Annotated in this window: 7 protein-coding genes; 3 read left to right on the forward strand and 4 right to left on the reverse strand. The window is 62.2% G+C overall.

Annotation, left to right across the window (positions count from 1 at the left end; translation table 11 throughout):
* Positions 1-61: 61 nt before the first annotated feature.
* Positions 62-1,891, reverse strand: a complete 1,830-nt coding sequence (locus tag ABJF10_RS24250; RefSeq protein ID WP_348547204.1) for a GreA/GreB family elongation factor — start codon at positions 1,889-1,891, stop codon at positions 62-64.
* Positions 1,892-2,072: 181 nt separating this feature from the next.
* Between ABJF10_RS24250 and ABJF10_RS24255 the strand changes: the two genes are divergently transcribed.
* On the forward strand, positions 2,073-3,980 hold the full coding sequence (locus ABJF10_RS24255) for a PAS domain S-box protein (protein WP_348547205.1): 1,908 nt from the start codon (positions 2,073-2,075) through the stop codon (positions 3,978-3,980).
* Between the two features lie 78 nt (positions 3,981-4,058).
* A complete protein-coding gene (locus ABJF10_RS24260; RefSeq protein WP_348547206.1) occupies positions 4,059-5,336 on the forward strand; it encodes an NAD(P)/FAD-dependent oxidoreductase in 1,278 nt (425 codons plus the stop codon).
* Between the two features lie 27 nt (positions 5,337-5,363).
* Here the strand turns inward: ABJF10_RS24260 and ABJF10_RS24265 are convergent, their stop codons facing one another.
* The 3 genes from ABJF10_RS24265 to ABJF10_RS24275 all read right to left on the reverse strand — a co-directional run bounded on the left by ABJF10_RS24265 (position 5,364) and on the right by ABJF10_RS24275 (position 9,227).
* On the reverse strand, positions 5,364-6,911 hold the full coding sequence (locus tag ABJF10_RS24265; protein WP_348547207.1) for a helicase HerA-like domain-containing protein: 1,548 nt from the start codon (positions 6,909-6,911) through the stop codon (positions 5,364-5,366).
* 66 nt (positions 6,912-6,977) lie between these two features.
* The gene (locus tag ABJF10_RS24270) at positions 6,978-7,889 is read right to left on the reverse strand and encodes an AEC family transporter (protein WP_348547208.1); all 912 of its coding nucleotides are present in this window, start codon (positions 7,887-7,889) and stop codon (positions 6,978-6,980) included.
* An 81-nt stretch (positions 7,890-7,970) separates the two neighbouring features.
* Positions 7,971-9,227 (reverse strand): hypothetical protein, encoded by a 1,257-nt coding sequence (locus tag ABJF10_RS24275; RefSeq protein ID WP_348547209.1) that lies wholly within the window; start codon positions 9,225-9,227, stop codon positions 7,971-7,973.
* A gap of 297 nt (positions 9,228-9,524) precedes the next feature.
* Here ABJF10_RS24275 and ABJF10_RS24280 point away from each other — a divergent pair.
* The coding region (locus ABJF10_RS24280; RefSeq protein ID WP_348547210.1) for a protein kinase at positions 9,525-11,241 on the forward strand (1,717 nt) is incomplete at its 3' end.

Consider the following 11,241-nt stretch of genomic DNA (forward strand, 5'->3'; position numbering starts at 1 on the left):
GAAGTCGTCTGCTTCAGCTTACCCAATTCTGTCCGAAAAATCGATACAGGCTCAGGAAGCCCTACTTCTTGTACGGCTCGATGCTGGCGATCACGGCGGTGCGGTCGCCGTGCTCGGTGGGCAGGGAGACTTGCTCGCCGACCTTGTGGCCGATGAGGGCCTGTGCGAGCGCGCTTTGGTAGCTGACGATGTTCTTGTCGGGATCGCCGTCCCACGCGCCAAGGATGGTGTAGACGTCGGAGCTGCCGGAGCTGGGTTCCTTGAGCGTGACAATGGTGCCGATGGAAACCTGGGCGGTGTCGGGATTGGCGAAGTCGGTGCCGCGGGCCATGCCGAGGTCACGCTCGGTCTCGGAACGGCGGCGGGAAAGGACGCGCTGCATTTCCTTGGCGGCCTTGAACTCGAAGTTTTCGCGCAGATCGCCGTGTTCGCGCGCGATGGAGATTTCCCGCACGTTCTCGGGGATCTTGCGCTTCACGAGGTCCTCGAGTTCGGCCTGCTTCTTCTCGAGGCTTTCCCACGAGACGATGAAGGTCTGCGGCTTGGCGTCGCTGTCGCCGGAGACGAGGGCCTGCATTTCGGGATAGACGCGGATGATGCGGCCGAGCAGGGAGCGCTTGTTGAGCTCTTCGAAAACCGGGGTGCGCATGAGCTTCTGCATGATGTCGCGCAGCTCTTCGTGCGCGGCGGTCGTGAGCAGATCGGTGAGCATTTCCTTGTCGTTGAGCAGAAGATCGTGAAGGCGGCGGTCGCGCTTCGTCTCGTCGAACTGATCGCGTTCCAGCGCACCGATGATGGCGCTGAGCAGGCGGGGATTCATGAGATCGGCAAAGATGCCCTCGCGTTCCTTGCCGAGCCAGAGCAAGGCCTCGGAGGTGATGGAGTGTTCGCGAATGGCGCGGTCGAGACCGGTGACCAGCGCGTCGACCTGGTTCTTTTCCTCGAGCAGCCGGGCAGCCTCGGAGACGACACGGGTGCTGCCGCGGGTGACGAGATCGAGGGCCACGCCGATCCACTCGTCGCCGAAGGCATCGGGGATGACGCTGAGGGCGCGCTTCTGCTTGGCGGCGGGAAGATCGCCGATGAGGCCGGTGAGCCGGCGCTTTTCATCGCGCAGGAATTGCGCGACGGTCGGCGCTTCCGCGCTGCGGGCGAGGGCGGGCACTTTTTCGACGAGCTCGTCGCGGGTGAGCAGGAATTCGAGGGCCTGCGCGGGATTGAGGCGCTGGTTTTTGCGGGCCTGGTCATCGGCCAGGCTGGCGGCGGCGGAAAGCTGCGTGGCGGGATCGCTGAACTCAGGGAGATTCTTGACGATCTGGTCGAGGGCGTTGAGCTGGTCCTTGAGCTGGCGGGCGTTGTTGAAGGCTTCGAGGTACTGATCGGCGTGCGAGACGGCCGCTTCGCGCAACTCGACCGGGTCGGTCTTCTTCGCGGGGACCGCGAAGTGGCCGTCCTTCTTCAGCGCCTTCTTGGTGGCCTCCCACCATTTCTTAAATTCGTTTTCGTTGAAGACCTCGGGGGAGAGCGATTGCGCAATTTGATCCTGCGTGGCTTTGCCACCGAAGCTGTTGAGGATCGCCCGGACGAGGCCGACAGCATCTTCCTTGGCGCGCGCTTTCACCGCCGCGGGATCGGACGCTTTCTGGGCGAGGATGTGGTCGGGGGTGATGGGCTGGAGAGACTCCGCGGCGTACTGGAGTTGCATCGCGTGCGCCTTCTTCGTCTTGAAATTGATGGTCATCTGGCTGACCAAAAAATTCAGCGAATCGATCTGGCCGAAACCCCAGCTCTTGTGAATGACGTACGTGCCGGGTTGGAGTTGATCGAGGACCTGACCGGCGGCTGAGGACAGCTTGCCGGCGTCGACCGCCTTTTGGATTTCGGGATGCATGGGTTGGCGAAAATAGGAGTGGTCGCGAGTGCGGCCAAGAACTATTTGGGATATTAGCCAGCCTTTTTCAGAGAAAAGGAGCCTTGGCTGTGGCATGGCTCTGGCTTTCTTATATTTGGATATGTGCTGCCCATTCTCAAACTTCGTCGGCGAACCCGCGCGGCTGGCCTGCTCCTGACGCATGGCTACTCTGTTAGAATCACCGGTTTCGCCGCAGTTGGAGTCGGAGGCCAGTTTCCAATTACTCTTCCACCAGCACCCTTTGCCCATGTGGGTGGTGGATGCCACGTCGCTTGCTTTCGTGGCCGTAAATGATGCCGCTTTAAAAAAATACGGCTACTCGCGGGAGGAATTTTTCCAGATGACGATGGACCAAATCGCCACGCCGATGGAGGACGCGGGGGAAGCGAGCGATGATTTGAAGCACGGGGCGAGCACTGCCTGGCAGCACAAACGCAAGGATGGCGCGACGCTTTTCGTGGAGAGCACCTGGCATGAGATTCCGTTCGGCGGCCGCGATGCCGTGCTCGTGCTCACGCTGGACCGCACCGAGCAGCGGCGCGCCGAGCGCCGCAACCGCGAGCAGGCGAATCTGCTCAATCTCGCTTCCGATGCGATCATCGTGCGCGACCTCGATAACAACGTCCTTTTTTGGAACCAGGGAGCGGAGCGGCTCTACGGCTGGACGACCGAAGAAATGATCGGCACGAAAACGCTCGAGACCTTCGTCAAGGAACGGCACTACGAGGCGGAGATCGAGCTTTTGAAAATCGGCTTTTGGATCGGCCAGCTCAATCACCAGAGCAAGGATGGGCGCACGATCATCGTGAACAGCCGCTGGACGCTGGTGCGCGACGACGACGGCAACCCGAAGTCGGTGCTGGTGATCGATACCGACGTGACCGAGACGAAGAAGCTCGAGTCGCAATTCCTGCGCGCGCAACGGCTCGAGGGCATCGGGACGCTGGCCAGCGGCATTGCGCACGACTTGAACAACATCCTGTCGCCGATCCTCATGTCGTGCGGCATTCTGCGCAAAGAGTTCGAGGACGAGGACACGCTGAAAATGCTGAGCATCATCGAAGGCAGCGCGGAGCGCGGCGCTGGGATCGTGAAGCAAGTGCTGACCTTTGCACGCGGGGTGGAAGGCGAACGCGTGTTGCTCCAGCTCAAGCATCTGGTGAGCGAACTGGCCAAGGTGATGGCGCAGACATTCCCGCGGAACATCGATATCCAGACGCATTTTCCACCCGATCTCTGGATCGTGATGGGCGACGCGACGCAGTTGCACCAGGTGCTGCTCAACCTGTGCGTGAACGCGCGCGACGCCATGCCGCAGGGTGGCAGCATCCGCCTGGGCGCGGAGAACGTGGACATCGATGCGCACTTCGCGAGCATGAACCCGGGCGCACAGCTCGGCCCGCACGTGGTGCTGCGCGCTTCCGATACCGGCAGCGGCATGTCGCCGGAAACGATGGAGAAGATTTTCGATCCGTTCTTTACCACCAAGGAGGTGGGCAAGGGGACCGGGCTCGGCCTGGCCACGGTCATCGGCATCGTGAAAAGCCACGGCGGATTTCTTACCGTGCAGAGCGAGCTGGGGGTGGGAACGACGTTCAGTGTCTTCCTCCCCGCCAGCCAGGAAAAGAAGACGGGTGACACGGCGAAGGAGGAAGTCCCAATCGAGCGCGGAAACGGCGAACTCGTGCTGGTGGTGGATGATGAGCCGCCGATCCGCGAGGCGCTGGTGCGCACGCTCAGCGCCAACGGCTATCGCGCCTATACCGCCGAGGACGGCAGTGATGCGCTCGCCTTGTATTTCCAACGGCGGGCGGAGATCAAGCTGGTCATCACCGACCTGGCCATGGGACAGATGGATGGCGTGACGCTGGTGCGCTCGCTGCGCAAGGTGGATCCCAAGGTGCGGGTGATCGTTTCCAGCGGCCACATGCAAAAGGAAAACGTCGTGATTCTCGAGGGCATGGGTGTGAAGACCTTTCTGGACAAGCCGTACACCGCCGAGAAATTGCTGCGGGCCGTGCAGAAGGTGCTCAAGCAGCCGGAGGAAGAACCGGAAGTGGTGCGGTAAGCGGGAGATGGGCTACTTGTGAAATATTTCACAAGCGGGTCGTTTCTGTGGTAGAGTGCAGGCGTCGGCACGAATTATATGAAAGTGCATCAACGCAATTTGCCCCGCGTCGTCGTCATCGGTGGCGGCTTCGGCGGGCTCGAGGCCGCCAAGGCGCTGCGGAAGACCAATGTCCGCGTGACGCTGCTCGACCGGCAAAACCACCATCTCTTTCAGCCGTTGCTTTACCAGGTGGCGACGGCGGCGCTATCGCCAGCGGATATCGCCGAGCCGCTGCGGCACATCCTGCGCAAGCAGGACAACACCGAGGTCATCATGGGCGAGGCGCAGCGCGTCGATGTGGATCGCAAGAGGGTCGTCACCACCGACGGCGAGATCGACTATGACTTTCTGATCCTCGCCACCGGCGCGCGGCATTCGTATTTCGGGCACGACAAATGGGAGAAATTTGCGCCGGGGTTGAAGAGCCTCGATGACGCGCTCGAGATTCGGCGGCGGATGCTGCTCGCCTTCGAGATCGCCGAAAAAACCGACGACGATGACGAGCGCCGCGCGGCGATGACTTTCGTGGTGGTTGGCGGCGGGCCGACTGGAATGGAGATGGCTGGCGCCATCGCGGAGATCGCCCGCGTCACGCTGGTGAAAGACTTCCGCCACATCGATTCTTCGCAAGCCCGTGTGTTGCTCCTCGAAAATGCGCCGCGCGTGATCCCGCAATTCGCGTCGGATTTGTCGGAGAGTGCGCGCCGGCAATTGTTCGATGTCGGCGTGGAAGTGCGGCTGCGGACGCTCGTCGAGAAGATCAACGAGGAGGGAGTGACGCTGAAGGGCGGCGAAAAGATTCCCGCGCGAACCGTTATCTGGGCGGCGGGCAATGCGGCGTCACCGCTCGGGGCGACCCTCGGCGTGCCGCTGGACAAGCAGGGGCGGGTGATCGTGAAGGAGGATTGCTCGATCCCTGGATATCGCGATGTGTTCGTCATCGGCGACCTCGCGCATTTCGGCGGCGAGACGCCGCTGCCGGGACTTTCGCCCGTGGCCATGCAGCAGGGCCGCCACGTCGCGCGGCAGATCAAGATCCTGCTGGCCGGCGGCTGGACGCAGCGCTTCGATTATTTCGACAAGGGCACCATGGCCACCATCGGCCGCAACAAGGCGGTGGTGGATGCCGGCTTCCTGCACATCTCCGGGTGGCTGGCCTGGCTGGCCTGGTTGTTCGTGCACATCCTTTTCCTCATCGGCTTCCGCAACCGGCTGCTGGTTTTCATGAATTGGGCGTACGCCTATTTCACCTACGGTCGCGGCGCGCGCTTGATCACGGGACGCCATTCGGGGACGAAGGGCGTGGAGTCGTAGGAGCGGCGCGCCATCTGGCGCCTCACCTTACCGCTTGTTACCGAAGATGCCGCCGAGCACGCCGCGCATGACCTGGCGGGTGACTTGGGACGTGGCGGAGCGAGCGGCGCTTTTGGTCATCATCTCGAGCAATCCTTCGCGCTTGCCGCCGCGCGGGCCGGTGCTGCCGAAAAGGAGAGTGCCGATGGTGCCCATGAGACCGCCGCCTGCGGTCGCCGGCTGGCCGGTCGGAGTGGCGCCGGGAAGGGGACGGGGCTGATCCGGAGTCGCGGGAGCCGCGACGGGGGCGCCGATCCGTTCGGCCGCGCGGGCCTGTAATTTTTCCGCGGCGCTTTCGCGGTCCACCGCATTTTCGTAAGTGCCGTAGAGGACCGATTGCTTGATGATCGCGTCGCGCTCGGCGGCGGTGATGGGACCGATCTGGCCATGGGGCGGGACGATCAAGGCGCGCTCGACGATCGCCGGGGTGCCCGTTTCATCGAGGAGCGAGACGAGCGCTTCGCCCACGGCGAGCTGCGTGATCGTCTGGGCGACGTCGAGCTTCGGATTCTGCCGAAAGGTTTCCGCGGCGCTTTGCACCGCTTTTTGATCGCGTGGTGAAAAGGCGCGCAACGCATGCTGCACGCGGTTGCCGAGCTGGCCGAGGATACGCTCGGGAATATCGATCGGGTTTTGGGTGATGAAATACACGCCGACGCCTTTCGAGCGAATGAGCCGGACGACTTGCTCGATCTTGTCTTCGATTTCCTTGGGCAGATCGGTGAAAAGCAGGTGCGCTTCGTCGAAGAAAAAGACGAGCTTCGGCTTATCCAGGTCGCCGACTTCGGGCAGCCGCTCGAAGAGTTCGCTGAGCAGCCAAAGCAGCGCGGTCGCGTACGTGCGCGGGCTTTGCATGAGCTGGTCGGCGGCGAGGATATTGATCACGCCCCGGCCATCGAGGCCGGTCTGGATGAAATCGTCGAGGTTGAGCGCGGGTTCGCCAAAGAATTTCGAGCCACCCTGTTGATCGAGTTGCAGCAGCGCGCGCTGGATGGTGCCAACACTCGCGGTGCTGATATTGCCGTACTCGACGGTGAACTGCGCGGCGTTCTCCGCGATGAATTTCAGCATCTCGCGCAGGTCTTCGAGATCGAGCAGCAGCAGCCCATGGTCGTCCGCGACCTTGAAGAGCAACTGGAGTACGCCTTCCTGCGTGTCGTTAAGATTGAGCACACGCGCGAGGAGCAGGGGACCCATCTCGCTGATCGTTGCGCGAATCGGATGGCCCGACTGGCCAAAGATGTCCCAGAACACGACGGGATACGCGGTGTAGGCGTGGTCGGTGAGGCCGAGCGCCTTGAGGCGTTCGGCGATCTTCGGCGTGGCGCTGCCCGCCTTGGCGATGCCGCTCAAGTCGCCCTTGATGTCGGTGAGAAACACCGGCACGCCGAGGGCGCTGAAGTTTTCCGCGAGCGTTTGGAGGGTGACGGTTTTGCCGGTGCCGGTGGCGCCGGCGATGAGGCCGTGGCGATTGCCCATCTTCGGGCTGAAGAGCAATTCACTGGCACCTTGGGCGAGGAGGAATGGTTCGGGCACGCGAAGAGTTTAGTGCCGCGATGCGAGGCGGCGAGCAGTTTTGCGGTGGGTGGTTGGGGTGCGCGACTAGCGCAAGATCGCGATCAACACCGTCACGGTGAACATGCTAAACAACGTGGAATAAAAAACCACGGCGGCGGCGAATTGGGAGTCGGCCTGGAACTCATGTGCGATGAGCGCGGTGTTGACCGCAGTGGGAAAGGAACTACTCACGATCATGATCGTGGCGTCCTGCCCGGTGAAACCAAAGACCGGAACCAGCGCAACGGCGATGAGCGGGCCCACGAGCAGTCGCAGACCGAGAGCCCAACCCAGCCGCGCCAAATTCTGCCGCGCTTGGGTTTGCGAAAGTTGCACGCCGAGGGTGATGAGGGCGAAGGCCACGAGCGCCTCGGAGAGGTAGTGCAGCGGCACCCACAGCCAGCGCACCTGCTGCACCGGCAGATGAAAGAACCGCACGGTAAAAGCGCTGAGCACCGCCCACAAGGAAACCTGTCGCAGCATCGGCAAGGCCAGGCGCCAGCCGGAGCGATGCGTGGAAGCGGCCAGCGCGAGGCCCACGGTGAAGGTGCAGATATTCTGCGTGAGAACGATGAACACCTGCAGCAGGGGGCCCGTAATGGGATAGGCCAGCGCCATGAGCGGGATGCCGTAGTTACCCGAGTTGTAAAACATCGTGGCCAACTGCAAGGCGCGCGTGTGCCCGGGTTCGTAGCGCAGGCCGCGCCCGACCAGCGCACTGAGCACAAACATGCTGGCGATGATGCAGGCCGTGAATCCCATGATGCGCGCCGCGGCGGCCCCGCTGAGATTGGAATCCACCACATTCACGAAGATGAACGCGGGGACGAACAGGTAGATGTTTAGCTTGACCAGCGAACTGAGGTCGAGCCGGCTGCGGCGATCGATCAGCCAACCAAAGCTGACCATCACGAGGATGGGCAGCAGGACGTGGGTGAAGACGGACCAGAGAAACACGGTGGACGCGGGAGCCTGTCAGCAAAAACAAAAAACGCGAGCCGTGAAGCTCGCGTTTTTTGGAAACTATGGGCGCCTCGCTTACTGCTGGCTGAGGAAGCGGACGAGGCGGTGATTGATGTTCGGCGGGAAGCCGAGCGCACCGGGCAGGTAAGGCGAGCCGCCACGGAAATCGGCGACTTCGGCCGGATCCTTCGGATCGTTCGGGCCTTCGGCGACGGGATCCTTGGCATCCTTGCCGGTCCCCATCGAGCGCGCACCCGGATCATAAGCGGCAACGGCTTCGGGCTTGAGGCCGACTTCAAAGGTGTTCAGCGACTCGGTGCCGAAGGAAGCGAGCTCCTTGATCGTCACGGTGTCATTCGGCGAGACGGGCGTCCAGCGGACGGCCATCTTCGAGGCGGGCACCGCTGGAAAGTCGATGCTCGAGCGATTGGTCGAACCATCGAGAACCAGGCTCACGGTCGGCGTGCGGCCTTCCAGCGAGGTGGTCGGGGCGGCGTCATCGATGGCGAAGAAGTCGAGCTTGCCCTTCGCGGTGCTGTCGGTGAGGAGAGCGACCCGCGAGATGGACTGGGTGGTGCCATACTTGATCACCACGCCTGGGTCGTTCGTGGAGCCATTGATGGCCACGCCGGTTTCCGGGTTATCGTCAATCGCCTTCTGCCAGGAGAGCGAACCATCGGGCGAATTGGCGGAGACCAGGGTGCTGCCGGTGTAGAGACCGTTCACATTGAAAGCCGTCTTGTCATTGACCTGACCGAAGATGGCGCGCGCATCGATCGCCTGCTCGCGCTGGCGGAGATCATAGATGGTGGATGGCTTTTCCCCGTAGAGATACAGGCTGTAGAGCGGACCTGGGTTGGTCAGGTCGGTCTCGATGAGAATGTACTTGGCGAAGCGGGTGAACGGGCGGTCGAGCTTCTTTTCGTTGATTGAATTGAACGCGATGTTCTGGGCCAGCGGCGTCCACGAACGCGCGCCGGGGGCGCCGGGTTCGTCGCCCGCGTAGAGCGAGACGGTGCCATCGGCAGCCTTGGCGGAAACGCTGAAATTGGAAACGAGTTCCGGCTCGGCGAGAGCGATCAGGTAATGTTGCTTGCCGGCGAGCACCGGCCAGCCGGTGGTCACGTCATCATCCAGCCAGGCGGCGGATGCTTCGGTAGGCACGTAAGTCTGGTTGGACGGGTTGTAGAGGAAGAGATTCGACCCGACGTGCTGACGGGCGAGGTTCTTCGGATACACTTGGAGTTGCCGAGCAGCAGGATCGTTATCTGCAGCGAAGACAAGGCTGGTGCAGACAGCCGAGGCGAAGAGGACGAGCGACGAGGTCTTCATATGTTTGGCCCTTGTTATAGCGGGTTTGGTTGTTTGTGGAAGTCTATTTCTTGAGCGTGGCGATGTATTACTACGGCGCGTTATTCTAGAAATTTGAGCGAATATGGACAATTTACTCAGTGCTGCAAGAAGAATTTTCATAATTGTGAGCAGCATGATTCCTGCCAAAAATCCATTTCATCTTTGCTGTTGGCAAAAATATGAGAAGAAGCTATCGACAGCATCCGCGCGGCTCGTGCCAGACCGGGCGGCTCCCGAGCGAGCAGGCCGAGGGACGATGCGCGCCATCCATTATACGTGAGCACCAACGATCCGAATCCGTCCCCCGATACCCCTGCCTCCACCGGCTTTTCCGAAGGACAGACCCTCGCCGGTTGCTACGCGCTTTCACGTCCAGTCAGCGTCGGTGATGGCACCGAAGTCTGGCTCGCCAATGACGAGGTTCTCGGCAAGGACGTCACCCTGCATTTCCTGCCCGCGGCGGTGGCGAAGGACAGCCGGGCCCTCCAGGAGTTGCGGGCGGACGTCAAGCGCGACCGCCAATTGATTCATCCGCAAATCCTGCGGGTCTATGATTTGATCGAGGAGCCGGAGTGGGCCGCGATTTCGATGAATGCCTTTGAGGGCGAGTCGCTGGCAGTGCGCCTGGCGAAGCAGGCGGACAAACGACTGACGGTCGCGGAGATGGAGCCGTGGATCTACCAATTGGTGCAGACCGTCGAAGACGCGCACAAAATCAATTTCCTGCATCGCGACCTGGCGCCGCAGAATATTTTTCTCACCGCAGCGGGGCAATTGCTCGTGGCCAATTTCGGAATCAGCCGGACAATCCAGGACGCGTTCGGTCGGGCCGGGACGGCGGATGAAACGCGCCGCGCCTTTGCCAGTCCGCAAACGCTGGAGGGAAGCACCCCTGCCCGCACGGACGATGTCTATTCGCTCGGCGCGGTTCTTTACGCGCTGCTCGCCGGTACGCCGCCCACGTCCGGTGCGGACGTGGCCGCGCTCGGGAAGCCGGAACTGCACGTACCGCCGGCCTGGCGGCAAGCGATTGCCGCCGCCTTGCAGAAATCGCCGGAGGATCGTCCTCCGACTGCGAGTGAATTCTTGAAGCGCCTCAAGGCGGAGGTCAGCGAGCCCACACCTGTCGCGCCCGCGGCAGCGGTGATGGAGAAGTCGGCGACGCCGCTGCCGGTGGCCGTTGAGGTGCCGGTGGCGAAAGTGGAATCCACGCCCGTGAAGGAGGTGTCGCGTCCTCCGGCGAAAGTCGAAGCGGAGAAAATCATTCCTGTCGAGGAGCCGGAACCGGAAGTGGAGATCATACCAAGCAAAGCGCTCGGCGTGTCTCCGAAGACCCGGAAGCCCGAGCCAAAGCCGGCACCGGAACCGATCCAGCCACCGGCCCGCCCGGAACCGAAGAAAACTCTCGAGCGTTCGTCCGTCGGAGATTTCAAGCCGCGCCTTTATCCCGAGGAGTCGCGCTTTCCGATCGTAATCGCTGCAATCGCGGCGTTGTGTTTGCTGGCGGCTGTCATCTGGCATTTTTCCACGTCAGGGACAAAATCCGGCGCAGAAGTAGCGGTGGCGACACCCGCGCCGGCCACACCTGGGCCCACGCCGGAGCAGAAGGAACTGCACGCGCTGGCCACCACGCCACCTCCGCCGGTGGTGGTGACCACCCAGCCCAAGATCACGCCGGCACCCCAGACTCCCGCTCCGGCTACTCCAGTGCCCGAAGAAGTCAAAGCGCTCGCGGACAAACAAGCGGCCTTGGATAAAGCGAAGCAGGTTGCGCAAGCCGCGGAAAAGGCGCGGGCCGATCTTTTAAAACTACAGCAGGAGGCGGATGCGGCCGTCGCGGAATCGCAAAAAGCCGTCGGTGAACAACGCAAGACGTACTCGCCGATCAAGAGCGCCGCCGACGAAGCCGTGGCGCAGCGCAAGAAACTCGCCGACGATCAAAAGGCCGCGGAAGCCGCGGCCCAGGAAGCGCAAAAGATCGCCGCGGAAAGAG

Origin of the sequence: Chthoniobacter sp., from assembly GCF_040003245.1 — a bacterium.
In the GTDB taxonomy this organism is placed as follows: domain Bacteria; phylum Verrucomicrobiota; class Verrucomicrobiia; order Chthoniobacterales; family Chthoniobacteraceae; genus Chthoniobacter.

Excerpts from the sequence above, each read along its gene's own strand:
- ABJF10_RS24250 (WP_348547204.1), bottom strand. The coding sequence starts at position 1,891 with ATGCATCCCGAAATCCAAAAGGCGGTCGACGCCGGCAAGCTGTCCTCA.
- ABJF10_RS24255 (WP_348547205.1), top strand. The coding sequence starts at position 2,073 with ATGGCTACTCTGTTAGAATCACCGGTTTCGCCGCAGTTGGAGTCGGAG.
- ABJF10_RS24260 (WP_348547206.1), top strand. The coding sequence starts at position 4,059 with ATGAAAGTGCATCAACGCAATTTGCCCCGCGTCGTCGTCATCGGTGGC.
- ABJF10_RS24275 (WP_348547209.1), bottom strand. The coding sequence starts at position 9,227 with ATGAAGACCTCGTCGCTCGTCCTCTTCGCCTCGGCTGTCTGCACCAGC.